The 25,158-nt window shown below is 63.1% G+C and carries 23 protein-coding genes; 13 read left to right on the top strand and 10 right to left on the bottom strand.

The window, feature by feature from the left end; all coding sequences use genetic code 11:
* Positions 1 to 64 precede the first annotated feature (64 nt).
* Positions 65 to 286: a helix-turn-helix domain-containing protein gene (locus tag FO013_RS03905; protein WP_143921250.1), complete on the top strand. Its 222-nt coding sequence runs from the start codon at positions 65 to 67 to the stop codon at positions 284 to 286.
* Between the two features lie 67 nt (positions 287 to 353).
* Here the strand turns inward: FO013_RS03905 and FO013_RS03900 are convergent, their stop codons facing one another.
* Positions 354 to 869: a hypothetical protein gene (locus tag FO013_RS03900; RefSeq protein WP_143921249.1), complete on the bottom strand. Its 516-nt coding sequence runs from the start codon at positions 867 to 869 to the stop codon at positions 354 to 356.
* A 148-nt stretch (positions 870 to 1,017) separates the two neighbouring features.
* Here FO013_RS03900 and FO013_RS03895 point away from each other — a divergent pair, with 148 nt between their 5' ends.
* On the top strand, positions 1,018 to 1,845 hold the full coding sequence (locus tag FO013_RS03895; protein WP_143921248.1) for a LysM peptidoglycan-binding domain-containing protein: 828 nt from the start codon (positions 1,018 to 1,020) through the stop codon (positions 1,843 to 1,845).
* Positions 1,842 to 2,309 (top strand): Rv3235 family protein, encoded by a 468-nt coding sequence (locus FO013_RS03890; protein WP_143921247.1) that lies wholly within the window; start codon positions 1,842 to 1,844, stop codon positions 2,307 to 2,309. The genes FO013_RS03895 and FO013_RS03890 overlap by 4 nt, the downstream gene beginning before the upstream one ends.
* A gap of 19 nt (positions 2,310 to 2,328) precedes the next feature.
* Here the strand turns inward: FO013_RS03890 and secA are convergent, their stop codons facing one another.
* Both secA and FO013_RS03880 read right to left on the bottom strand, forming a co-directional pair.
* Positions 2,329 to 5,031 carry a preprotein translocase subunit SecA gene (gene secA, locus FO013_RS03885; RefSeq protein WP_143921246.1) on the bottom strand — a complete coding sequence of 901 codons (2,703 nt, stop codon included), beginning with the start codon at positions 5,029 to 5,031 and terminating at the stop codon, positions 2,329 to 2,331.
* 54 nt (positions 5,032 to 5,085) lie between these two features.
* Positions 5,086 to 6,327, bottom strand: coding sequence for a winged helix-turn-helix domain-containing protein (locus FO013_RS03880; protein ID WP_143921245.1), 1,242 nt, complete (start codon positions 6,325 to 6,327; stop codon positions 5,086 to 5,088).
* Between the two features lie 151 nt (positions 6,328 to 6,478).
* Here FO013_RS03880 and FO013_RS03875 point away from each other — a divergent pair, with 151 nt between their 5' ends.
* The 4 genes from FO013_RS03875 to FO013_RS03860 all read left to right on the top strand — a co-directional run bounded on the left by FO013_RS03875 (position 6,479) and on the right by FO013_RS03860 (position 10,060).
* Complete coding sequence (locus FO013_RS03875) at positions 6,479 to 7,045, top strand: hypothetical protein (protein WP_143921244.1); 567 nt, start codon at positions 6,479 to 6,481, stop codon at positions 7,043 to 7,045.
* A gap of 40 nt (positions 7,046 to 7,085) precedes the next feature.
* Positions 7,086 to 8,231, top strand: coding sequence for a sensor histidine kinase (locus FO013_RS03870; RefSeq protein ID WP_143921243.1), 1,146 nt, complete (start codon positions 7,086 to 7,088; stop codon positions 8,229 to 8,231).
* Between the two features lie 28 nt (positions 8,232 to 8,259).
* Complete coding sequence (locus FO013_RS03865; RefSeq protein WP_222103575.1) at positions 8,260 to 8,901, top strand: response regulator; 642 nt, start codon at positions 8,260 to 8,262, stop codon at positions 8,899 to 8,901.
* Positions 8,902 to 8,968: 67 nt separating this feature from the next.
* Positions 8,969 to 10,060: a DUF418 domain-containing protein gene (locus FO013_RS03860; RefSeq protein WP_143921242.1), complete on the top strand. Its 1,092-nt coding sequence runs from the start codon at positions 8,969 to 8,971 to the stop codon at positions 10,058 to 10,060.
* Between the two features lie 97 nt (positions 10,061 to 10,157).
* Here FO013_RS03860 and hpf read toward each other — a convergent pair whose 3' ends face one another.
* The 5 genes from hpf to mtrA form a co-directional block, all read right to left on the bottom strand.
* Positions 10,158 to 10,817, bottom strand: coding sequence for a ribosome hibernation-promoting factor, HPF/YfiA family (gene hpf / locus FO013_RS03855; protein ID WP_143921241.1), 660 nt, complete (start codon positions 10,815 to 10,817; stop codon positions 10,158 to 10,160).
* A gap of 66 nt (positions 10,818 to 10,883) precedes the next feature.
* Positions 10,884 to 11,606 (bottom strand): ComF family protein, encoded by a 723-nt coding sequence (locus FO013_RS03850; RefSeq protein ID WP_143921240.1) that lies wholly within the window; start codon positions 11,604 to 11,606, stop codon positions 10,884 to 10,886.
* Between the two features lie 60 nt (positions 11,607 to 11,666).
* Positions 11,667 to 13,388, bottom strand: coding sequence for an LpqB family beta-propeller domain-containing protein (locus FO013_RS03845; protein ID WP_143921239.1), 1,722 nt, complete (start codon positions 13,386 to 13,388; stop codon positions 11,667 to 11,669).
* Positions 13,385 to 15,490 carry an MtrAB system histidine kinase MtrB gene (gene mtrB, locus FO013_RS03840; protein WP_143921238.1) on the bottom strand — a complete coding sequence of 702 codons (2,106 nt, stop codon included), beginning with the start codon at positions 15,488 to 15,490 and terminating at the stop codon, positions 13,385 to 13,387. The genes FO013_RS03845 and mtrB overlap by 4 nt, the downstream gene beginning before the upstream one ends.
* Positions 15,487 to 16,167, bottom strand: coding sequence for an MtrAB system response regulator MtrA (mtrA, locus tag FO013_RS03835; RefSeq protein ID WP_143921237.1), 681 nt, complete (start codon positions 16,165 to 16,167; stop codon positions 15,487 to 15,489). Before mtrA ends, mtrB begins: the two co-directional genes overlap by 4 nt.
* A 136-nt stretch (positions 16,168 to 16,303) precedes the next feature.
* Here mtrA and FO013_RS03830 point away from each other — a divergent pair, with 136 nt between their 5' ends.
* The 5 genes from FO013_RS03830 to FO013_RS03810 are packed head-to-tail and all read left to right on the top strand — an operon-like array spanning position 16,304 to position 21,634.
* Entirely contained in the window at positions 16,304 to 17,356 is a 1,053-nt protein-coding gene (locus tag FO013_RS03830; RefSeq protein ID WP_143921236.1) for a hypothetical protein, read from the top strand.
* On the top strand, positions 17,353 to 18,009 hold the full coding sequence (locus FO013_RS03825) for a hypothetical protein (RefSeq protein WP_143921235.1): 657 nt from the start codon (positions 17,353 to 17,355) through the stop codon (positions 18,007 to 18,009). The genes FO013_RS03830 and FO013_RS03825 overlap by 4 nt, the downstream gene beginning before the upstream one ends.
* The gene (locus FO013_RS03820) at positions 18,006 to 19,271 is read left to right on the top strand and encodes a DUF4350 domain-containing protein (RefSeq protein ID WP_143921234.1); all 1,266 of its coding nucleotides are present in this window, start codon (positions 18,006 to 18,008) and stop codon (positions 19,269 to 19,271) included. The genes FO013_RS03825 and FO013_RS03820 overlap by 4 nt, the downstream gene beginning before the upstream one ends.
* Positions 19,268 to 20,347 (top strand): AAA family ATPase, encoded by a 1,080-nt coding sequence (locus FO013_RS03815; protein WP_143921233.1) that lies wholly within the window; start codon positions 19,268 to 19,270, stop codon positions 20,345 to 20,347. The genes FO013_RS03820 and FO013_RS03815 overlap by 4 nt, the downstream gene beginning before the upstream one ends.
* Entirely contained in the window at positions 20,348 to 21,634 is a 1,287-nt protein-coding gene (locus tag FO013_RS03810) for a DUF58 domain-containing protein (RefSeq protein WP_143921232.1), read from the top strand.
* 47 nt (positions 21,635 to 21,681) lie between these two features.
* Here the strand turns inward: FO013_RS03810 and FO013_RS03805 are convergent, their stop codons facing one another.
* On the bottom strand, positions 21,682 to 22,680 hold the full coding sequence (locus FO013_RS03805) for a stage II sporulation protein M (RefSeq protein WP_143921231.1): 999 nt from the start codon (positions 22,678 to 22,680) through the stop codon (positions 21,682 to 21,684).
* A gap of 93 nt (positions 22,681 to 22,773) precedes the next feature.
* On the opposite strand from FO013_RS03805, the gene FO013_RS03800 reads away from it, so the two are divergent.
* Entirely contained in the window at positions 22,774 to 23,598 is an 825-nt protein-coding gene (locus tag FO013_RS03800; protein WP_260847981.1) for an RDD family protein, read from the top strand.
* Positions 23,599 to 23,655: 57 nt separating this feature from the next.
* On the opposite strand, the gene ahcY is transcribed toward FO013_RS03800, so the two are convergent.
* On the bottom strand, positions 23,656 to 25,149 hold the full coding sequence (gene ahcY / locus FO013_RS03795; RefSeq protein WP_143921230.1) for an adenosylhomocysteinase: 1,494 nt from the start codon (positions 25,147 to 25,149) through the stop codon (positions 23,656 to 23,658).
* Between the last annotated feature and the right edge of the window lie 9 nt (positions 25,150 to 25,158).

The following is a 25,158-nucleotide window of genomic DNA, read 5'->3' as shown; positions in this document are numbered from 1 at the left end:
AAGCAATGGTTTTGACAAAATTTGTCACCAAGCAATCAGTCACCTGGAATGAGAAGGGGCCCTCATGGTCGTTGAAAATCGCTTTCTGCCGCTCACCGATGTGGCCGATCTGCTCAATGTCTCGATCGCTCAAGCCCGCGCCCTGGTCCGCACCGGAGATCTTCGTGCCATCAAGGTAGGCGGGCGCGGACAGTGGCGCGTGGAGAAGACCGAGATCGAGGCGTACATCCAGCGGATGTACGAACGCGCCGAGCACGAGATCAAGACCGGTTCGCTCGAAGACTGAAACGAAGACAGGTTGCTCCACTCCCCGATCAACAATCGGCTCGTCAACCGCCTCCGATCAGCCACGCCTAAGCGAAGGGGTTGACTCGGGCCCGCACCAGAGCGATTGATCGGTGCGGAATGATCCGTCCGGAGATCTCGACGTAGTCCGAGGCAACCATGTCACTGTGCCCCCGAACAGTTCCGCCCTCGCCCGCCAGCTCCAGGGAGATCTGCTCGTGGTCGGCGGCCAGTCGCCTCAGAGCCGACGCCATACCCAACCGCTCCAGGCGACCGGATTCGTACCGGTGTCTTCTGGATCCAGTGCGCATCTCTCGTATCCAGTCGATCGCCACAATGTTCGCCTCCGCGCCGGCGATCACAAAGATCCCATGACCGAGAAAGACAGCTGTCCCTGATATCTCCCGGGCGGCGACGACGACCTGCACTGGCTGGCCGATCGCACCCCGCAGTCGCTCGCGCAGAGTATGCCGCGCGGCATGAGCGGCAATTTCATCACCGAGTTCACCTCTTCTGGCATGGGCTTCCCGGGACGCGTGCATTGCTTCGACATCCGCGAGAAGAGCGTCGATCCGTTCATCCATGATGTGAAGCCTGCCGCAGCGAAGAGCGACAAGCAAGAGCTTCTGCATCGATCAGCGGAACTACAGTCTCGTAGTTATCTTGATCTATTGACATCAAATGGCATCCAACGGCAGTATTGGGATACGTTACCAATGAAGGACGTCTCTCATGTATCTGTTGATAGCTTGCAGCGTCTCGTGGCTGTGTCTGATCGGCGCGTTCGTCACCACCTGGGTTCACCTGCCGACGCCTCGCAGCACCACTGATCTCGTTGTCATCATCGTCGTCGGCACTGCTGCCGTGCTCTCTTCCCGCCTCGGAGTGGTCTCTCTTCTGACGCTCCTGATCAGGCTGCTGCCCAACGGGCGCATGAGAACAATCGTCACACGGTCTGTCGTGCGCATCGTGCCGACGTTACTGCGCTCAAGCGTTCTCGCCGCAGCTTCAGCAAGCCTGGCTGTCAACGCGGCCCAGGCCTCTCACCCGCCGACGAGTACGCTCATGAACGAAGTTCACGCTGCGCCCGCTGGATCGGCGAGTGCCACGCTCGATCCCGGCTGGCCGACCGAGCTGCCCGACGATCCCCTACCTGATCCTGGTTGGCCGACCACCCCGCCGACCGCTGAACCGACATCTCCTGCTGCTGAACCCGCGCCTTCGCCACCGCTGAATCGACCGCCCAAGGACGCCGGTTCGGCCCAAGCCGCCGATCCGGCCGACGGCGACAATGACCGGGGCCAGGGCATCGACCATCCCGTCGACGATGCCCCTGACGATCATGATGAGGACGACGATGCCCCTGACGATCATGATGAGGACCCTGGCATCTATATCGTCGGCCCCGGCGAAAGCCTGTGGTCGATCGCAGCCGATCATCCATCTTCCGGCGGCACTACCCAAGGCTTCGTCGACGACATCTACTCAGCCAACCGCGACGTGATCGGTGCGAACCCGAACCTCATCATGCCCGGCCAACGATTGGAGATTCAGCCATGAGTGCCCCACTGGTGCTTTCACGTCCTCGGGTGGCATCAACGCCGCTGAGCAGCGGCGTACCGAACACCAATGCGACCGCCCCTGCTGCACAGCAGAACAAGGCCGCAGATGACAGTGATGAGGGCCGCATCGCCGCCACTGCGACATCGTTGGCGGTGGCGTGCCTGGAGATCTTCGCCGGCATACGTCGCAGCGATTCCATCTCTCGCTGGGTCGACCGGACGCTGCTGGAGAAGATCGACCAGCGCGCCCAGCTGCGTGCAGAGGTGGCACCGACCAGACCATTCGGAGACCTGGGCGCGACACGCACCCTGCAGGCAGGCAACGCCCGAGTCTGCAGGGTCACCAGTGTCATCGCTGAAGTCACCGTCGTGGTTCGCACCCAGAACCGATTCCGGGCGGTGGCAATTCGCTTGGAACTGCTCACCACCCGGTGGACGATGACGGCACTGCAGACAATGTGAAGCCGCCGTCAGAGACTGGTCAGCTCTTCGCCTTCTTCATCGCACGACGTTCTGCACGGTTGGCCGGCTGATCGGCCGCGGTCCCGACCTCTTCGTCCTCAGACTCGGACAACGAGGTCGAACCAGCCTCAGATGGGGCGGACAGCTGCATCTTGGGTGTGGTGTGACGCAGTTCAGCCGCGTCGACCTCAACCTCGGAATCGTCGTCAGAATCGTCCTCGACACGGTTCACGGTCACCTCGAGGGTATTGGTGAGGCGGACGACGTCCTCCCTGATCCCATCCTGCATGGTTTTGAACATGTCGAAGCCTTCGCGCTGATATTCCACCAGCGGATCCTTCTGCGCCATGGCTCGCAGACCGATGCCGTTCTTCAGGTAGTCCATCTCGTAGAGGTGTTCGCGCCACCGCTTATCGATGACTGAGAGCACGACCCGTCGTTCGAGTTCACGAGTGGCCTCTTCGCCCAGAGCCTCTTCACGCTGTTCGTAGAACACCCCGATGTCCGACTGGATCTCCCTGTTGAGGCGGTTCTTCGTCAGGTTGCCGATTCCCCCGACTTCTTCGGCCAGGTCCTCTTCGGTGATGGACGGCTCATAGATTTTGCCCAGCGCCTCGAAGAGTTCGCCCACCTTCCAGTCCTCGACCGGACCGGTGGTTGCCTCTGCCACATAGGCGTCGATGACTTCCTCACGGAACGTCGCGACGTGATCTTCCAAATCTGCCCCGTCTAGGACCCGACGCCGCTCATCGTAGATCACCGTGCGCTGACGGTTGAGCACGTCATCGTATTTGAGGACGTTCTTACGCTGTTCGGCATTGCGCTGTTCGATCTGCGACTGTGCCGAGAGAATCGCCCTTGACACCATCTTGGATTCCAGCGGAACATCGTCGGGAACATTGGCGGTGGCCATGATCCGCTCGGCAGCACCGGAGCCGAATAGCCGCATCAGGTCATCGGTCAGAGACAGGTAGAAGCGGCTCTCACCGGGGTCGCCCTGGCGTCCCGAACGTCCACGCAGCTGGTTGTCGATGCGCCTGGATTCGTGACGCTCGGTGCCGAGGACGTACAGACCACCGGATTCGACGACCTCTTTGGCCTCGGTCTTGACTCGCTTCTCCGCTGCCTTGAGCACGTCCTGCCATTCGGCCTCGTACTGCTCTTCGTTCTCCTGGGGGTCAAGGCCCCGCTCCTCCATCTCGGTCACAGCCAGGAATTCGGCGTTGCCACCGAGCATGATGTCGGTACCGCGACCGGCCATGTTCGTTGCGACAGTCACGGCATTCTTCCGACCCGCCATGGCGATGATGGAAGCTTCACCTGCGTGGTTCTTCGCGTTGAGGACCTCGTGGCGGATGCCGCGCTTCTTCAGATGTTTGGAGAGGTATTCGCTCTTCTCCACGCTGGTGGTGCCGACGAGGACCGGCTGCCCGGTCTCGTGGCGCGCAGCGATGTCATCGACGACGGCATCGAACTTCGCAACCTCGTTCTTGTACACGAGATCCGACTGGTCGACGCGCTGCATCGGCTTGTTCGTCGGAATCGGGACCACGCCGAGTTTGTAGGTCGACATGAATTCCGCGGCCTCGGTCTCTGCTGTACCGGTCATGCCTGAGAGCTTTTCGTAGAGACGGAAGAAGTTCTGCAGGGTGATCGTCGCCAGGGTCTGGTTCTCGGCCTGGACCTTGACGTTCTCTTTGGCCTCGATGGCCTGGTGCAGACCCTCGTTGTAGCGACGGCCCTTGAGCACACGACCGGTATGTTCGTCGACGATGAGGACTTCACCGTCGAGGATCACATAGTCTTTGTCCTTCTTGAAGAGTTCCTTCGCGCGGATCGCATTGTTGAGGAAGCTGATCAGCGGTGTGTTCTCTGCGTCGTAGAGATTGCCGATGCCCAGATAGTCTTCGACTCGTTCGATGCCGGGCTCGAGCACACCGACGGTGCGCTTCTTCTCATCGACTTCGTAGTCACGGTCGGTTTTGAGCCGTTTGACGACCTTGGCGAACTCTTCGTACCAGCGGTTGCCATCGCCTTCTGCCGGGCCGGAGATGATGAGCGGGGTACGAGCCTCATCGATGAGGATCGAGTCGACCTCGTCGACGATCGCGAATGCGTGCCCGCGCTGCACAAGTTCATCGGCAGACCAGGCCATGTTGTCGCGCAGGTAGTCGAAGCCGAATTCGTTGTTCGTACCGTAGGTGATGTCCGCGGCATACTGTTTGCGACGATTGTCTGAGGACATGTTGGCCTGAATGCAGCCGGTCTCCATCCCCAGGAACCGGAACACGCGGCCCATCAGCTCCGACTGATAGGTGGCCAGGTAGTCATTGACCGTGATGATGTGCACGGAACCGCCGGTGAGTGCATTGAGGTAGGCCGGCGCAGTCGCGACCAGCGTCTTGCCTTCACCGGTCTTCATCTCAGCGATGTTGCCCAGGTGCAGTGCCGCCCCGCCCATCAGCTGGACGTCGAAGTGGCGCATGCCCAGTGTGCGTCCCGCGGCCTCGCGGACGGCGGCGAAGGCTTCGGGAAGCAGCGAATCGAGGGTCTCCCCGTCCTGATAGCGCTTCTTGAAACGATCTGTTTCCTCCCGCAGCTCAGCATCTGACATCTCGCTGAACTCCTCGGACAGCGCGTTGATCGCATCCGTGTACTGGCGGAGCTTCTTCAGCGTGCGTCCCTCACCGGTGCGCAGAAGCTTCTCGAGGAAATTAGCCACTTTTCTCCTAATCGGCATGAATGCCTGACAACAACTCGAACGACTCTATATTCCCTAGCTTAATGGCAGGTGAGTACCGCTCATATCCACAGCCCCCAATCCGAGCCACTTCGCCATTTCACGCAGCTCCAGTGCCAGTTCCTCCTCGTGCTCTTCGCCCGGCTCCCACGTCACCTTCAGCGCCCGAAGCGTGTTGGCTGCCTGGTCCCGGTGCAGGTCGACTCGACCGACGAGACGTTCGCCGAGGAGGAACGGCAGCACGTAGTACCCGTGCACCCGGTCTTTGGCGGGAGTGTAGATCTCGATCCGGTAGTGGAAGCCGAAGAGCCATTCGATCCGCGGCCGGTAGAAGACGAGCGGGTCGAAGGGAGCCAGAAGCGCTCTGGCCGAGACGGAGCGAGGAGTCCTCGCCGTATGCCACTTCAGTGCCCGAGTCCCCTCAACGTCGACTTCGACGAGTTCACCGGAGGCCAGCAGCGACCTGATCGCCTCATCGGTGGCCGCGCGCGCCTGCCGGAAGTAGTCTGCCAGGCAGTCCGGGCGGGCGATGCCCAGCGCCCGGGCCGCAATCCGGGTCAGCTCGAGCACGTTGTTGGCAGTGCCTGAGATTCCGCGAGGTCGTTCGGCTTCGGGATCGAGGCCGACCTCAGGGCCGCCAGCGGGACCGTAGGAGAGTTCAGGCGCCGGCAGCTCCTGACTGACGTCGCGCGGCAGGGCGTAGACGCGTTCGAAGTGATCATTGCGGCCCGCGGCATTGATGATGCCACCGGCGAACAGCGCTTCGAGTGCCATCTTGACCTGGCTGGGGTTCCAACCCCAATGATCGCGGTTGCGTTCGGGGATCTCATGGTCGACGAGGTCCGCGACCCCTCGTGCAGTCTTCGGTCCCGACTCCAGCGCGTCGAGGACCGATCGCTGCAGTGCCCGGAAATCAGGGCCGTTGTCGGGATGCCGTTGGCCGTAGTCGTTGCGCCACCACTCGGCTCTGGTGCGTTCGAAATGACGGTAGGTCTCCGGCGGGACGAAGGCCGCTGCGTGGGCCCAGTATTCGACGCCCATGCGGGGTGCTGAGTAGAAGAGCCGGTCGAGGGTCTCACGCGGATACGGTCCGAGTCGCGAATAGTAGGGCAGATAGTGCGAACGCACCACGCGGGAGACCGAGTCGATCTGGGTCAGTCCCATCCTCGCGAACGTCGACTTCAAGTGCCGAGCAGTCACCTGAGCCGGGCGCTGCCTGTCAAGGCCGGTCGCAGCGATCGCCGTCCTGCGTGCTGCCGACAGTGTCATCTTCTGCATGGACCCACAGTAGATCACCGCACTGACACAGCTCGGTGATCCGTCCATCCGGCTGAGAAGGATCAGCCGTTCGGCCGAAGCCGGATCCGTCCCAGGCCGGAAGGATCGTCACTGTCACCGCAACTGCCCACAGAAGGAACAAACACCCACCATGAAGAAAGCCCTCATCGCACTCGCCTCGGCGCTCTGCCTCATCGCCGCCTCCATCGGCGCACTCTTCGTCTGGGAACACCAGTCGAAGCTCGCCCTCGAAGCACAGGTTGAGGGCTTCCTCGACGCCTGCGGGACCGACGCCACAGCGATCGATGTCCATGGCAGGCCCTATATCCTCCACGCCATGCGCGACTCCGCCGACCTCAGCTATGTCGATCTCAGGCTGCAGGCCGGAACGAACAAGGACCAGCTGCTCGTCCACCAGCTCAGTCAGGGTCGCGCGGACCGCCTGTCACGGTTTGTCACCTTCGACCACCCGGACGGTGATGTCGATCCGATCGAACGGCCTGACGGGTCGTTCACAGAGGCCGCGATGATCAACGGTTCCAAGGTCATCTTCTCCGCCGACTCTGCCGACGACCGACTGCAGCTGTTCGCCGATGATCACCGCGCCGGTCAGATCGAGTTGGATCAGGACGTCACGGTCAAGGGTTCTGCGGTCACGGACTCCGGCGTCGTCGTCGAACTCGAATACGCCTCCCCCGACTGCCGCGCTGCAGGATGAGCCGCAGGGTGAGCACCGGGCCTGACTAGACTGGGAAGCGATGAAGACTGTGATCACGTGGCTGTGGCTTCTTCCCCTGCCCCTGACGTTCCTGCTCGAACTGCTCACCGGTTCGGGCTGGCCGCTCGTCATCGCCAACCTGTTCGCGTTGGCCACGGTTCTGCCCATCCTGGTACTCACCCAGTCCCGCTCCACCGAGGGCCGGGTCCCGCCCCTCGGTCTGCTGTCTCTGGCCGCCCTCCTCCTGCTCCTCGCCCTCGTCCCTGTCGCCTTCGCATCAACTCTGAGCCTGACCGTGATGTGGCTGAGTCTGGTGACGGTGGTGATGCTCGCTCGATGGTTCGCCACCCGCACACAGCTGCTGCTGCTCATCCTGCTGTCCGTTGGCAATGTCATCGAACCCGGCCTGATGGGCTGGGGCGACGGGCTCACCTTCGCCTTCGGTGCCTCCACCGTGATCGTGGTCAGCCTGTCCCTGGGCCTGCTTCTGCGCATGATCGATCGTTCTCTCATCGAACGCCATGCCACCGCCGCCGAGGCGGAACGACGTCGAATGGCCACCGAACTCCACGATCTGGTCGCCCACGAGGTGACCGGTATCGTCGTCCTCTCCCAAGCGGCGGCCCGCAGTGAGGATCCCCGAATCCTCAAGACCGCTCTGGGCAAGATCGAGGAGTCCGGGACACGAGCACTGGATGAGATCCGGTCATTGGTCTCAAACACCGCGACCGACTCGATCGACTCCGGCCCCCGAGCTCCCGTCGCCTCCAACATCCAGGCCCTCCTCGACCGGGCCAAGGGCTTTGCCGGTGCCCAGGACCTGAGCATCGACATCGACGGCACCGACACCGAGGCGGTGCCCTCCGCCATCTGGCCCGTGCTCGACCGTGTGCTCTCCGAAGCGCTGACAAACATCCGTCGGCATGCGGGAGCCGAGGTGCCGATCATGGTCCGCGTCTTCACCACAGCCTCGGCGAGGCCCGGGGACCGCTCCGGTCATGACATCGTCCTCACTGTGGGCAATGGTCCCGGTTCCGGAGGGATCGGTTCCGGCAGCGGCACCGGCCTGCGCGGTCTGGCCGCACGGGTCGACCACCTCGGCGGGGATCTGTTCGCCGGGCCCAGCCAGGACGGGGGTTGGGTGCTCGAGACTCGGATACCCTTGACCTCGAGAGTTCAGGGATGAGTCCGACACGAGGCGACGGAGGACGAACGTGATTTCAGTGGCGCTGGTCGACGATCAGGAAATGGTGCGGATGGGATTCTCACTCATCCTCGACGCGGATGAGTCGATCACGGTGGTCGGGCAGGCCTCTGACGGGGTCGATGCCATCGAGCTGGCCAAGCGCGAACGTCCCGACGTCATCCTCCTCGACATCCGCATGCCCACGCTCGACGGTCTTGCGGCACTGCCGCGCCTGACACCGATCTCCAAGGTCATCATGGTCACGACCTTCGACGATGACGACTACGTCGACGCAGCTCTGAAAGGCGGTGCCAGCGGATTCCTCCTCAAGGACGCCGGGCCCGACCTGCTGTTGGCCGCAGTCAAAGCTGCCGCGAACGGTGACGCCCTGATCTCACCGTCACTGACCTTGGATCTGCTCAGCCGCCGCTCCCAGAAGGGCAGAACCGGTGAGAACCGTGTTGCCGGGCTCAGCGAGCGGGAGAACGATGTCGCTCGCCTTGTGGCGCGGGGACGGACCAATCAGGAGATCTGTGCCGAGCTCTACATCTCGTTGGGCACCGTGAAGAGCCACCTGGGCAATATTCAGACTCGTCTCGCGGCCCGCAATCGGGTCGAAATCGCCGCTCGGATGTGGGAGTCGGGCGTGATGAATCGGCCGAACGGCTGACCCCTGCTCACACTTCCGGCCATTGTGCCGATGCGGGCCGCTCCGGGCCTCGACCAGGATGGAAGTCATGAGTTCAGATACCAGCGACCAACCATCGTCCGCGCCCACATCCGCCGTCACCGACGCCGACGCCGGCACCGCCATCGACGTCGGCGCCCCTGCCACCGCCACGCACCGTCCTGCAGGCAGGGCCCGAATTGCGACTCTCGACGTACTGCGCGGACTCGCCCTGTGCGGGATCATGATCGTCAATCTCCCGCCGATCTTCGGTCTCGGCGCTCTCGACGAATCCGGCGCAGTCGAGAGCATCCGCGCTGTCGAGCAGGACTTCGTACAGAACCGGTTCTTCCCGATCTTCTCCATCCTCTTCGGCGTCGGCTTCGGCATCATGTGGAACTCCGCCACAGCCCGCAGCCCCCGACCCAGGCTGGCGCTGCTGCGCCGATTCCTGTTCCTCGGACTTCTCGGTGCCGGCCACATGGTCCTGCAGCCCGGTGAAGCCCTGCTGCCGTATGCGATCGCGGCGATCGTCATACTGCTTCCCTCGACCTGGATACCCGCCCGGGCTCTCGCCGTGTCGACCTCTGTCGGCGGAGCGCTGCTCCTGGCCGCAGGCGTGTGGTCCGGTGGAGGACTCGTCATCATCCCGGGCCTGTTCTTACTGGGATTTTCCATCGGGTACACCGACATGGTCCGCAGTGCACTGCGTCATCCGGTTCGGCTCGCCCTGATCGGTGCGCTGAGCGCGAGCATCTCCGTCCTCGGCTTCCTCCTCACCGACTTCTACACCCGCCAACTGCACCTGTGGATTACGGCCGGACTGGGCATCACCATGGCCCTGGGCCTCGTCGTCATCGTCATGCTCCTCATGCTCACCCCGGCCGAGGCGCTTCTGCGGCCGCTCTTCGCACCGCTGGGTCGCATGGCGCTGAGCAACTACATCGGAGCCACACTGCTCATCCTCGCCGTCAAGGCTGTTGAACCCGACCTGGCTCAATTCGATGACCATGGCGGATATCTGGCAGGCGTGCTCGTCTGCGTCGGCATCATGGTCATCCAGATCCTCGTCTCGGCGCTGTGGCTGCGCTTTGTCGGACAGGGACCGCTGGAGAAGCTCTGGCGCCTTGTCACCTGGGGCCGCGAGGGTGTTCGAGCCTGAGACCGGATTCGACCGCAGACGCAGATCGCCGAGGTGGGGATTCCCACCTCGGCGATCGTGCTGTTCGAGTGTCCAGGTCAGCACTGCTCAGTTCAGGTCAGTCGGCGACGCCCTGCAGTTCGTGATCGAGAGTGATCACACCGTAGCTCCACCCCTTGCGACGGTAGACGACGGACGGTTTGCTCGAATCCTCGTCGATGAACAGATAGAAGTCGTGTCCGACGAGCTCCATGCGGTTGAGCGCCTCTTCGATGCCGATGGGAGCGCCGTTGAATGTCTTCTCACGCAGAACCACGGGTGAGTCGCCTTCGGCCTTGATGCGGCCGTTGGTCTGATCGTTGTTCGCGGATTCGTTCGCGTCGATCGCCTGACCCTCGTCGGGAACCAGAGACTCGGCGACGGGCATCTTAGCCAGGGCCTCGGCTGTGGATTCCTTTCGGTGGTGACCGGCTCGAGGAACCTTGTTGCGGTCTCTGGCGCGCCGTAATCGCTCGACGAGCTTCGCCCAAGCCAGATCCAATGCTGCATATTTGTCGCTCGCCATGGCCTCCGCACGGATGGCCGGGCCCTTCGCAACGACCGTGAGCTCTACTCGCTCGCTCGTCTCCGGCTGACGGGAGTTCTTCTCATGAGCGACGTGTACCTCGACTCGTTGAGCTCGGGGGGCAAGCTGCTCGACCTTCGCGATCTTGTCCTCAATGTGGGCGCGAAAGCTGTCGGAGATGGTCAGTTGACGTCCGTTGACAACAATGTCCATGATGCGTCCTTAGCGACTCGTTCTTCGGATTCATCCGATCCCATTCCCTTGGATGGGTATCCCCCGTTATACAGTAAAGGGAGAGACAAATCGAGTGCCCCCGCGGCCGAGACCGAGAACGGCTCCTGCAGCGGGTCTGATCTGCACCGATGCTAATACCCTTGCGCTTTCTGCCAGAGTTGCTCCGGTCGTCGCGAAGTCATCGACGAGAAGATCGATACCGGATTCCAGCGCGGTCTCGCCGCCCTCTCCAGACAACATCGAAGGCAGAATCGCCGGGTTGAGATACTGCGACTTCGCCACGTTGCGCTCCCTGGCGTGGGCTCCCAAACCGACCTGATCGTGATGGCGTCTGGTGAGAAGGACGTCGACCACCTCCAACGACAGTTCGGGCACGAGTTCTCCCGCACGGCGAGCCAGGACAGCGGTGTGGGAACCGCCTCGGCGTCTCCGTGCCCGCGGGGAGCTCGGCGCGGGAAAGAGTCTGACCCGACCTCCCGGATGATGAGCCAACTCCAAGGCTGCTGTGACGGAACGCGCAAGCGCCAGGGCAAGAGGGTCGAGAATGTCGCGGCGGCCGTTGTCTTTGAAGCTGACCACCATATGAGAAATCTGCGAGCTGTATTCTGAGACTCCCACGACGGGAATCTGACCGTATCTCGGTTCCATGGCACGCGGGATGCCGCCGAGCAGACTCAGGCAGGCCGTGCACAGGGAAACATCCTCCCGCCCGCAGCCGGCACACCGGCGGGGCAGGAAGAGTTCGCCGAATTCGGTCAGCAGTCCCATGGGAGAAATCTACTATGCCGCGTCTGCAGGCGGCTCCGCTGTCTCCGACTCTCCGAAGCCTCAGCCCGGGTAAGAGGGGTATTTCGCCGAGATGTCGATGAGCTTCTGCCAGGCATTGGAATTGTAGGAGTAGATCTCTCCCGATGAGCTCGTCACGAGGATCGAACGACCATCCTCACCGGAGGCGATCCGACTGCCGTCGGGGACCTCTCCCAGCTGTGCAGGAGGCCCGGTGACGCCGATGCGGAACGGCTGGACTCGTTCGCCCTCCGCTGCAGCCAACGCGACCAGCGAGGTCGATCCGGCCCAGGAGATGTCCTTGATCTCGTCGAAGTTCGACCCGACCTCGATCGGAGAGTCAGACACGGCACTGGACGGATTTCCCGCCTTGTCACGCGGAATGCCGACGACGTCTATGCGTGAGGGCTCTCCCTTGTGCCTGCTCAGCAGCGCAATCCGAGTACCATCGCGGGAGACTTCCAGATCGATGAGGTCTCGACCGGACAGGATGTCCGTGGCGATCGTGTACTCCGTGCTGTCTTCGCCGATGGCTGTGAGCTTGCCCTTGTTGTCGCGTTCCCCGGTCCAGACCGTGTTGAACCGATCGATGCTCGGGCGTACGAGCCTCTTACCTTTGAGGATCGGAGTCGCATCAACGGTGTCGGCCTTGAGGCGCATCAGCTCCTTCCCGGAGTTCTGCAGGTAGACGTAGAGCGAATCGTCGAACGAGACCGCTGGGTCGCTGGCCTTGGCCTTTGACAGGTCCGGACTGTTCTCGACCTTCGCCACGGTCGTGCCCGAGATGCGTGAGAGCCGGTTTTTGGCCAGCACCACCGGGGGCCCGTCGACCTGGACCGAGGAGTCGGTCTTCGGCTGCAGGCTCTCCGACACGACCTGTCCGCCGATGGTCAGTTCGATGCTCGAAATTGAGGGGATGACCTTGAGCGTCGATGCGATCTGCTGTCGGATCATTCCCTTCTCCTTGTCCGTCGGCGCGTCCCCCTGGTTGCTCAGGGCGATGTGCGCGACGCCGTTTTCGATGGTCACCACGTTCGTATCGCTGAGTTTCGCTCCGTCTGGTATTGACGTCACGACCGCGCCCGAGAGATAGGAGGCCGGGCCGCTGAGAAGTTCGTTGATGAGAGCTGTCGGCGTCGACGAGGAGCGAAGGAACCAGCGGGAGTCGGGAACCAGGTAGGAGTAGTCGGAGGTGAAGAACTGCAGAGAGTAGTTGAGGAAGATCGTCTGGAACTCTGTCTGGGAGACCAGCAGACCGTCGGGCGCCGAGGCGATGCGCCATTCACCGTTCTCCTGCCGCAGGGAGAACTCCAGATTCGACTGGGTACCCGGTTTGGTGGAATTGAAGATTCCCGACGAGTTCACGAGTCCGACGACCGGCACAGATAGCGTCAGCGTCTTCTGGTCGGAGGTGACTTCGGCGTTGATCGAATCCAGATCGGTTTCATTGGGCAGCAGCGACACCGATTCCTGTGGGTTCCACTCCTGTGCCTCGGCCTCGGTGAGGAAGGACTTGGCGACGGAGAAGTTGTTTCCGGTTCCCGCGCCGGCAGAGAGAAAGCCGCGGACGATCTCACCGACGCTGTCGCCGGGTTCGGGTCCGTCTGGGATCCGAGCGCTGCTGGCACCCGGGTCACCGGATCCTGCCTCGATGTGTCCCACGGGCGAACTGCTCGGAATCGAGGAGCAGGCCCCCAGCGCCAGGCTGGCCAACACAGCGAGGATGAGCATCTGCAGACCCTTTTTACCTCGGGATGTCGTCATGACTGCGATCCTCCTTTAGGTGCTGTATCCGGGGGCCAAACGGTGTCCATGTCGATCTCAAAGTCAGCGTTGCCGCCGACTGGGTGCGCGGTGTCTGTGTCAGTATCGGTGTCTGTGTCAGAATCGGCGCCTGTGTCGGTATCGGCGCCTGTGTCGCTGCCGTGCTCGGTAACTTCGTCAGCATCGGTGTCTGCGTCGCCAGGGTGCTCGGTGGCATCGTCGGTATCGGTGGCATCGTCGGCAGCAGTGCCTGCGTCTGCGTGGTCGAGTTCGTCGTCTGCGGGTTCGGAATTCTTGGAACTGTCCTCGGCGCCCGAATCCTCAGCGTCGTCATCGATGATGGCAGCGTGACCGCGGACAACCTCGGGCACATCAACATACCCTTCGTGGGTGGGAGGAGTCTGACCGGTCTCGACCACGATGGGAATGGATCCGGTCTGGATCCGCACGGAACCGTCCGAGGACAGCGGGCCGGCCACAAGGGCTGCACCCTGGATCTGGGCATCCCGAGGCGGCAGAGGCAGAGGCGAGGAGGTGATCTCCTGGTCGGGACGGCGCGGGATCGTCAGGCGGAAGCATGAGCCTTCTTCAGGTTTGCCCCAGACCTGCAGCCAACCATTGTGCAGGTGGGCGTCCTCGAGCGAGATCGCCAGTCCCAGACCAGATCCGCCCAAGGTGCGTTTGCGGGCGGGATCCGCACGCCAGAAGCGGTCGAAGACGTGCTCGACCTGTTCGTCGTTCATTCCCACTCCGTGGTCGCGGACACTCACGGCCACCGCCTCGGCGTTGGAGGCGACATAGATGTCGATCGGGTTCGACTCCCCGTGCTCGATCGCGTTGACGATGAGGTTGCGCACGATCCGGGTGATGCGGACCCGGTCGACTTCGGCCATCACCGGCGATGACGGGGCATGGACGACGATGTTCGTGTGCATCTGATCGGCCACCATCGACACTGTCTCGATGATCGAGGTGACGATGGCTCCGATGTCGACCGGCTTGGCCACCAAGGCAGCGGCACCGGCATCATAACGGGAGATCTCAAGCAGGTCCGAGAGGAGATTGTCGAATCTCTCGGCCTGCGAATTCAGCAGCTCAGCGCTGCGGGCAGTGACGGGATCGAGGTCATCACGGGAATCGTAGATGAGGTCCGCCGCAGCCCGAATGGTGGTCAGGGGTGTGCGCAGCTCGTGGGAGACGTCAGAGACGAACTGTCGCTGCAGCACCGACAGTCGCTCCATCTGCTGGATCTGGTGCTGAAGGGTGTCTGCCATGTCATTGAAGGACTCCCCCAGCACCGCGATTTCGTCATTGCCGTGGACGGGCATGCGTTCGTCAAGGTCACCATCGGCGATCAGACGTGCCACCTCGGCGCCGGTGCGCACCGGCGTGACGACGAGTCGGGTGACGATCCACGCCACAGCACCCACGAGGACGACGAGAACGAGGGCAGCGACGAGCATCGACCTCTGGACGAAGTCGAGGGTGTCCTGCTGCTCGGACAGGTCGCCCAGATAGTAGAGCTGGAATTGACCGGCACCGGGGATCTGGAGCTCCTGGGAGATCAGGAGCCCGGGTCCTGACCCGTCGGGAAGCGCCACCGACTGGTAGAGCATGTCGTCGGTCGGGGCCTTGCCGATGGCGTCCTGGAGCTCATCGGTGATGGGAACTTCGGTTGCCGCACCGTCGGAATCTGTCGACCCGGCACTGATCGTGGAGAACGAGGAGTTCGGATCGCTGGGCTCCAAAGTCAGCGAATACACGGATCCGGTCGACCGGTTGTAGATCGACGACAGCTGAGAGCTCAGATTCTCCTGTGTTACGGCCTGTCCGTCGACGGGGGCGAGGCTGCGCAGCTCGGAGACGATGGTCCCGGCCTGGGACGACAGGGACTGGAGCCGAGTGTCGAAGAGGCCACGCGAAATCTGCTGTGACATGTACGTCCCCACTCCGAAGATGGCCACGGAGGTGAGGACGATGGTGAGGACGACGATCCGCAGCTGCAGGGAATGACTGAACGAACGGAGGAGGAACTTCCAGAACGTCCGGATCGCCGAGGCTGCGGTGCGGATTGCTCCACCCACAGCCGAGGAGCGACTCACGCCGCTCTGCCTGCCTTATATCCGACGCCGCGAACGGTGACGATGATGTCTGGCTTCTCCGGGTCGCGTTCGATCTTCGAGCGCAGACGCTGCACGTGCACGTTCACGAGGCGCGTGTCCGCAGCGTGCCGGTAGCCCCACACTTCCTCGAGCAGGGTCTCACGGGAGAAGACCTGCCATGGCTTGCGGGCCAGGGCCACCAGCAGATCGAACTCGAGCGGAGTCAGTGAGATCGGGGAACCGCCCTTGGTCACGGTATGACCGGCAACGTCGACGACGACATCGCCGACGGTGAGCAGCTCCGGCGCCTGCGGTTCGGAGATCCTCAGGCGGGCTCGCACCCTGGCAATGAGCTCCTTGGGTTTGAAGGGTTTGGGAACGTAGTCGTCGGCACCGGATTCCAGGCCGAGGACGACGTCCACGGTGTCCGATTTCGCCGTGAGCATGATGATCGGCACCGAGGAGATCTCGCGGATCTCTCGGCAGACCTCGAGTCCGTCCTTTCCGGGCAGCATGAGGTCGAGGAGGACGAGGTCCGGATTCACCTTCTCGAATTCTCCGAAGGCCTGATCGCCGGTAGCGCAGAAAAAGGGCTCGAAGCCTTCACTTTTGAGCACAATTCCGATCATTTCGGCCAAAGCCGTGTCATCATCAACTACGAGGATACGAGCGTTCATCTGTCCATTGTCGCTTATGAGCGTCCAATCTTTCGACCTCGACACCCCCACCCGTGAACGCAGACGTTGTGAACTCGACTTCAGGGGGCGATTCGACTCGGCGGCGGACTGCGAAACATGGCAGGATTGCTTGGTGATGGGACGATCGAATGCGTGGACCTCAGAGGTCGATTGGCAGACCGGTCAGTGGCAACGACGAGGTCAGGGCCCGACGCATCACGAATGGCACCCGCCTTCCCCGCGTGGAGTCCTGGCCAAACGACCGCTGACGTTCTTCGAGGTGCTCGATTCCGGTTTCCGGCTTCTGCGCTTCGTCCCCGGCCTCACCATCGGTGCGGCCCTCATCGTGTTCACACTCTGGACTCTCATCCTCACTGCCGTCGGAACCTTCGTCGTCCTTGAGTTCCTGCCCGTCCTCAACGACCTCGTCAGCAATGACGATGCGATGTCCGGGTTCTTCCTGCTCGCGCAGATGGGATCGTTCGCGATCAGCCTGCTCAGCCTCGGCGTCGCTCATTTCCTTGCCGGACTGGCCGCAGCTGGTGCCGAGAGCTCGTTCGGGGCACGCAAGACCACGCTGACGCAGTCGTGGATGTCTCTGCGCGGGCGCCGGTGGTCACTGCTTCTCGCCGCAGCGCTCCTGGGCGCGATCAATCTGGGTCTGCTCATACTGCTCGGGCTGCCATCTCTTCTGTTCGCGATGGTCGACAACACGGTCCTCGCAATCGTCACCGCTTTCATCGCCTTGGGACTCTGGCTCTGCGCCCTGGTCTGGCTCAATCTGCGATTCGCCTTCACCGGCTCCGCGATCTCCGTCGAAAGGTTGGGTGTGCGTGCCGGGCTGAGACGCTCCTGGAGCCTGACCGGCACAGGCTTCTGGCGCACCTTCGGACAGCTGGGTCTCGGCTACTTCCTGTCCAACCAACTGGTTCAGCTCGTCATCACGCCCCTCGTCACTGTCGTCACCGTGATCGCCACGATCGCCATCGGCACCGCTGCTGCCGCCTCCATGTCGATGACGATCATCCTCGCCATCGCGGGAGCGATTCTTCTGCTCTTGACGACCGTGTCCTCGGCAATTCTCTTCGCCTACTTCTCGTGCCTGGTCTGCGTCTGCTACTTCGACCAGCGCATGCGGTCCGAAGGCTTCGACCTGGTCCTCATCCGTCGTGAGGAGGGCACAGAATGAGCCTGCAGAGCAATTCGGTCATCGACCGTGACACCGGCCGCGAGTGGGTCGAACACGAACTGTCGAAGTCGGAGTACTCCGACACCGACCTCACCCCTCTGGAACAGCTCGGTCAATGGCTGAACAACATCTGGAACTCGATCGTCTCCGGAGCGCTGCAGGGTAACTCTCCCTGGCTGATCCTCATCGTCGTCGTGGCTCTGGCGGCCATCGTCGGTCTCATCATCTGGCGGGTGCGTCGGGTCGGGCTGCGGAAGACGACTCTCCCATTGTCGGCGTTCGACCCCGTCGTCGCCTCACCTGAGCCCGGTCCCTGGAGGGACAGCGCGCGTGCCGCCGCGCAGCGCGGCGATATGAGGCCCGCAGTCATCGACTCCGCACGTGCCATCTTCGCCGTGCTCTCGCAGAAGCACATCGTCACGCTCGATTCGGCGTCGACGGCCAGCGAGCTCAGCCGTACGGCCGGAGGCGAACTGCCCGAGCACCGACTTGAGCTGGCCCGGGTTGCCGAGGTCTTCAACGACCTCCTCTTCGGCGAGGACTCGGCCCGGACCTCAGCCGCTTCTCTGCATGCGACCTACAGCGAGTTCCTTGCACTCGATGAGGACCTGAGCGCCTTGAGTCCCCGACAGCGATCGGCGGTGACATCATGAGTGCCCTCATCGACGTCGCCACCAGAGGCACACGGTCGAGTGCGGCGGTGCCGCTGACGGCTCGGCTGAGATCGGCTGGAGTGTGGATCGTCGCGGCCGTCGCCATCCTCATCACCGTGATCGCGACGATGCTGATGACGTCCGATCGTGGCTCCGAGGCACCGCTGCACTATGACTCCACGGCTCGAGAGGGCACGAAGGCCATGGTCGAGACGCTGCGCGACCATGGGGTCGATGTCACCACCACCGAGGATTTCGACACGGCCCATGAAGCCTCAGGCCAGCCCGGCACGACGCTCCTGATTCCGACGAAGGCCGATCTGCTTTCCCAGGGCGACATCGACGGCTTCCGGTCCCAACTCGCCGCCAATGACAACCGGCTGACCCTCATCGATCCCGGCTACTCGGTTCAGGACTTCACCGACCGCATCACGGTCGATGACAGCCTCAGCCCCCTGGCGACACCAGATGAGACCTCACAGCCTGACTGTGAGGTCCCGGCCGCTCAGGCTGCCGGTGCCGTGGAGACCGGTGATGAGCAGTATGCCGAAGCCCGGAAGGGTATTCAGGGGCTGAGCACCTGCTATCCGTTCGCCGGCCCCGGCGTCACTCAGATCGACGGCGGTGAGGTCACCCCCGGGTCGGCACACGGGCAGCTCATCGTCGATGAGGGCGGCGAAGGCAAGGGCGATTTCCCCGTCACCGTCCTCGGCAATTCCGACTGGGTGACCAATGCCGGCATCGATGAGGAGGGTCATGCCTCGCTGGTGCTCTCCCAGCTGTCACAGACCGACCGTCTTGTCGTCTACTACCCCACCGATTCCGGTGAGTTCGAGTCGGCTCCGTCGACACTGGACTATGTGCCCAGCTGGTTCATCGCCGGGGCCCTGTGGCTGGCTCCATGTGTGCTGATCCTGCTGCTCATCCTCGGCCGCAGGTTCGGCCCTCTGGCCGTCGAACGGCTCCCGGTCATCGTTCCCGCAGTGGAGACGGTGCACGGGCGGGCTGCTCTGGCTGCTCGCAGCCATGACCGGACCGGGGCTCTGCACACTCTGCGCATGGGTGCCCTGCTGCGCATCGCGAAACGGTTGGCGCTGGGTCCTGAGGCCGGCCGCCACGACATCATCGTCGGCATCGTGAACGCGACCGGCCGCGACCCGGCCCAGGTCGAATCGGTCTTCTCCTCCGCGGTGCCCCGCACCGACTCAGATCTGGCGAACATCATCCATCTGCTCACTCTCATCGAAAGCGAGATCTCATGACACAGGCTCCAGGCGAGAACTCCGCCCAGCAGCAGAACCCGGCACAGCCAGCGCAGCCCCAGCCAGCGGCGCAGGCTCAGCAGCAGCAAGCCTCACAGCCGCAGCAGACCCAGCCGACTCAGGAGCGCGATCCCCTGCGAGACTCGTTCATCGATGTGCGCACGCAGATCGCCAAGGCCGTCGTAGGCCAGGACGAAGCGGTCACCGGTATGCTCATCGCCCTGCTGTGCCAGGGCCACGTGCTGCTCGAAGGTGTGCCCGGTGTCGCCAAGACATTGCTGGTGCGCAGCTTCGCCACCTCGGTCAGCCTCGACAACACCCGCATCCAGTTCACGCCCGACCTCATGCCCAGCGATGTCACCGGTTCTCTTGTCTACGACGCATCCGTGTCGAACTTCGAATTCCGGCCCGGCCCGGTGTTCACGAACATCCTCATCGCCGATGAGATCAACCGCACGCCACCCAAGACGCAGTCGGCTCTGCTCGAGGCCATGGAGGAACACCAGGTCTCGGTCGGCGGCGGGTCCCGTGCACTGCCCGAACCCTTCATGGTCGCAGCAACCCAGAACCCGCTGGAATACGAGGGCACCTATCCCCTGCCCGAAGCGCAGCTCGACCGGTTCCTGTTCAAACTCGTACTCGGACTGCCCGAACGTGACTTGGAATTCGAGATCCTCGACCGTCACGCGCGCGGCTTCGACGCCTCCCACCTCGCCGAGGCGGGACTGACTCCCGTCGTCGATTCGGCCATGATCGCCCAGGCTCGGGAGCGAATCGCCGAGATCTACATCGCTCCGCAGGTCATCACCTATATCGTCGATCTGGCCCGAGCGACTCGACAGGCACCATCACTGGCCCTGGGTGTCTCTCCCCGCGGTGCCACGCGGATGCTCGGTGCCGCACGCGCCTATGCCTGGCTGTCGGGCCGCGGCTACGTCACCCCCGATGACGTCAAGGCCCTGGCGCACATGACCCTGGGTCACCGTGTGATCCTGCGTCCCGAGGCGCAGATGGACGGACTCAACGTCGATCAGGTCCTCAACTCGATCATCGCGACCACCGAAGTCCCCCGCTGAATGACCACACGACTGCTCCTGCTGGCCCTGTTCGGGCTCGTCCCCGTCATGCTCGTGCCGGGGTGGACGAGTGCATTGATCGTATTCGGCATCATCGTCATCGTCGCGCTGCTCGACTTCTTCCTCGTTCCCCCGCCGAGGCTGGTCTCCCTCCAGCGCACCCCCGGACCCATGGTCCGGCTGGGTGACCCCACCCACTGCACCCTCACCTTGGTCAACGACTCCCCCAGACGCCTGCGCATCGCGGTCCGTGATGCGTGGTCACCGAGTGCCGGGGCGACGAGCACCCGCTCAGCATTCGACTTACCTCCAGGCGAGAACTCACAGGTGGTGACACAGCTTCTGCCCGTGCGTCGCGGCGCACTGCACGCAGACAAGGTCACCATCCGCTCTCGCAGCGTCCTCGGTTTCATCGCCCGGCAGAAGAGCTTCGATGTGCCGGCGATCGTGCGGGTCCTGCCTCCGTTCATCTCTCGCCGTGAACTGCCCTCGAAGACGCAGAAGCTGCGTGAACTCGACGGGCGTTCTGCCGTGATGATCCGCGGCATGGGCACGGAGTTCGATTCGCTGCGCGACTACGTCGACGGTGATGATGTGCGCTCAATCGATTGGCGCGCCAGTGCCCGCTCCCAGGACCTGGTCGTCAAGACCTGGCGACCCGAGCGTGACCGCAGGGTCGTCATCGTCGTCGATTCCTCTCGGCTGGCTGCGCGACGGTGCGGAGATGGCACGATCTTCGATGCCGCCCTGGAGTCTGCTCTGCTGCTGACAGCTCTGGCCTCGGGAGCAGGTGACCGCGTCGATGTCGTCGTCGCCGATGCACGCATCCGCGCAATCGCTTCGAGCCATCGGTCGAAGGACCCGGTCCATGACCTGTCGGTGGCGCTGACCACGGTCCATCCGGAACTCTACGATGCCGACTGGGAGCAGATCTCGACGACGGTTCTGGCCACCTCACGCCAGCATGCCCTCGTCGTCCTCGTCACCGCTTTGGATGAGGGCAGCGTCGCCGATGAGATCCTGCCCGTTCTGCCGACGTTGTTGGCCCGTCACCGGATCGTGCTGGCCTCGGTGGAGGATCCAGCCTTGGGTGAGCTGGCGGCCAAGCGTGAGAGTATCGATGAGATATTCACAGCCGCCGCTGCGGAATCGGCGCTGCTGACGTCGAAGTCACTGCAGGCTCGTCTGCGCGGAGCCGGTGTCCAGTCCGTCGAAGCCGGTCCCGATGACCTGCCCGGTGCGCTGGCTGACCTCTACATCAATCTCAAGGCCACCGGGAAGCTGTAGGCGCTTCACAGACCGGTGAAGCCCCGACCAGCCGGTGATGAGGATCGCTACCGGTCGGTGGCGCGGATTGAGTAGCCCGCCTGATGCTCGTCGAGGTCGGCACTGAGCCCGGCCGTGGCGGCACGCTTGCCGAAGTACCAGGCGTAGGCGATGACCAGCGCGGTGTAGGCCACGCCTATGGCGATCTTCAGCGCCGGTGGAATCGGGTTCGGGGTGATGAACCCTTCGATGAGTCCCGAGATGAACAGCATGATGACCAGACCACCGGCGACGGTCAGCAGCGACCTGGCCTCCGAGGCGAGCTTATTCCGCCGCAGCTGAGGCCCCGGCACTACCCAGGCGAAGAACAGTCTCAGTCCTGCCGCAGCGGCAAGGATGATGCAGCTGATCTCGGGGATTCCGTGCGGGAGGATGTACAGGAAGAAGTCGGAACCGCGGTCGAACTCGAACATCATCGCACCGGAGAAGCCGACGTTGACTGCGTTGGAGAACAGCCCAGAGACGACGAAGACTCCGGTGATGCCCAAGAGCACGAACTGCACGGCGATCCACGCGTTGTTCGTCCACACCCCTACGGCGAAGAAGCCGTTCGGGTTCTCTTTGTAGTAATCGACGAAATCATGTTCGGCGAACTGTTTGCGGAAGGCGTGGTCGCCGAAGGTCTCGAGGACCTCCGGGTGCATGCCAGCCCAGATCCCGGCCAAGCTCGCCACCGCCAGGAAGCACACGGCGACGATGAGGAAGTCCCACCTCAGCCGGTAGATCGAAAGCGGCAGACTGATGATGAAGAAGCGAGAGAGACCGCTCAGCCCGCCGGCGGGAACTGCCGAGAGATGGTTGCGTGAGCGGTGGACTATCGCCGACAGCCGCGCAGCCTCCAAAGAGTCAGGGGCCACCGTCATGATCCGCGACAGATCCTTCGAGGCGTCTCGATAGAGGTCGAGGAATCTGCGGGTCTGGGCCGGACTCAGCGTATTCTTCTTCGCCAGCATGGACAGTTCTCGCCACTCGTCGCCGTGCAGTTCGGCCAGCAGGTTCGGGTCCATGGTTCAACCCTATCGGAGAGTCCTCCCGACCAGAATCGGTGTCCCAGGCGATCCACCATGAAGTGGCGATGCGAATTATGACAGGATGGATTCGTGAGTACTTTGGTGACGGGTGAAGCCGTCGAGCTGAGCATCCAGCCCGCGGCCCTGGCGGCGCGCGCATTGAGCTGCCTCATCGACTACATCGTCTACTCGATCGTCAACATCGGTCTCATCATCGCCATGTTCTGGTTCCTGCTTCAGGTCCTCGACGTCAATGAACTCCTGCTGACATCGGTCATGACCATCATGAGCATCTCCGTGTTCGTGCTCCTTCCGATGATCATCGAAGTCCTCACCCACGGCCGCTCGATCGGCAAGCTCGCCCTCGGCCTGCGCGTCGTCCGCGATGACGGTGGAGCCGTGCGAGCCAGGCATTCCTTCATCCGCGCCATTCTCTGGCCCTTCGAGATCCTCTCGAGCGGTGGCGGCCTGGCTGCCCTCTCCGGGCTGGTCTCGCCGCAGTCCAAGCGCCTCGGCGACTATATGGCGGGGACGATGGCCGTCAGTGAACGCACCGCCCCACCCCAACCGGTCCGCACGCATGTCTCACCGCACCTGCAGAATTGGCTGGCGGAGACCGACATCGCCACACTGCCTGCCGGACTGCACCGACGGGTGGTGCAGTTCCTGTCGACGGCGGAGAACCTGGGCCGCGAATCGCGGTGGGAGCGGGCGAAGGAGCTTGCCACCGAACTCAATCCCTATGTCGCACCGGCACCGCCGGAGGGGACGATGCCCGAACAGTTCCTGTCGGCGGTCATCCACCGGCAACGGTCCGCAGAATTCGCGAAACAGCAGCGCCGCAGCGAACAGTCCAAAGCCTTCCGCGCAGGAGTCAACACCCTCCCACACGGCCTGAGCCTGCAGAACCGCTAGGGTTCCACAGGCTCAGGTTCGACTCAGCACCACTTCGACTGGCACCTCATCAGTGGCTCAGTACCGGTAGTGCTCGGGCTTGTAGGGTCCGGCGACGTCGACTCCGATGTATTCGGCCTGCTCCTTCGACAGTTCGGACAGATTCGCTCCGAGAGCAGGCAGGTGGAGGCGAGCAACCTTCTCGTCGAGTTCCTTCGCCAGCCTGTGCACATCGTTGTCGTAGCGTTCGGGGCTGACCCAGAGTTCGATCTGGGCGAGAACCTGATTGGTGAACGAGGCGCTCATCACGAACGAGGGGTGACCTGTCGCGTTGCCCAGGTTGAGCAGGCGTCCTTCGGAGAGGACGAGGAAATCCGTCTGCGCACGGTCCAGACCCGAGTCGGTGGGCACGGGAACGCGCCATTCGTGGACCTGCGGCTTGATCTCGACCTTGGAGACTCCGGAGATCTTGGCCAATCCGGCCAGATCGATCTCATCGTCGAAGTGTCCGACGTTGCCGACGATCGCTCCGGGCTTGAGGCTCTGGAGCACCTCGACACCGACCACACGAGTGTTGCCGGTGGTCGTGATGATGATGTCAGCGCTCGGTGCCACAGTGGCGAGATGGTCGACCTGGTAGCCGTCCATCGTCGCCTGCAGGGCGCAGATCGGATCGATCTCCGTGACGATGACCCTGGCACCCTGACCACGCAGCGCCTCGGCGGCTCCCTTGCCGACGTCACCATATCCGACGACGACGGCGATCTTGCCGCCGATGAGGACATCGGTGGCGCGGTTGAGGCCATCGGGCAGGGAATGGCGGATCCCGTAGCGGTTGTCGAACTTCGACTTCGTCACCGAATCGTTGACGTTGATGGCAGGGAATGGAAGGTTCCCTTCCTCTGCCAGTCGGTAGAGGCGATTGACTCCCGTCGTGGTCTCCTCGCTGACGCCCTTGATGCCGGCAGCCATACGACCGAAACGACCGGGTGAGGCCTCGAGCGACTTCCGCACCTGTGCCAGTAGGACCTTGAACTCCTCCGGGTCGTCCTCGCCCGCGGTGGGCACTCCCCCGTCGACTTCGGCCTGGGCACCTTTGAGGACGTACATGGTGGCGTCACCGCCGTCATCGAGGATGAGGTTCGCGCCCTCGTCGAAGTCGAAGATCTTGTCCGCAGCCCACCAGTACTCTTCGAGGGTCTCACCCTTCCAGGCGAAGACCGGCACACCGGCTGGGGCGTCGACGCTGCCGGTGCCGACGACGACAGCGGCGGCTGCCTCGTCCTGAGTGGAGAATATATTGCAGCTGGCCCACCGCACCTGCGCCCCGAGTGCGACAAGGGTTTCGATGAGGACCGCAGTCTGCACCGTCATGTGCAGGCTGCCGGCGATGCGCGCTCCCGTCAGCGGCTTGCTCTGGCCGAACTCTTCGCGCAGTGCCATGAGTCCTGGCATCTCGCGTTCGGCGAGTCGGATCTGATGCCGGCCGGCCTCGGCCAGACTCAGATCGGCAACCTTGAAGTCGGTGGAATCGAGCACGGTACCTCCATCGGGAACGGAAACTGTTGTCATCTTTCTCGA

The sequence above is a fragment of the Brevibacterium aurantiacum genome (assembly GCF_007558825.1).
Taxonomy (GTDB): Bacteria; Actinomycetota; Actinomycetes; order Actinomycetales; family Brevibacteriaceae; genus Brevibacterium; species Brevibacterium aurantiacum_A.
Note: the sequence above shows the minus strand (reverse complement) of the source record. Positions and strands in the feature narration are given on the sequence as shown.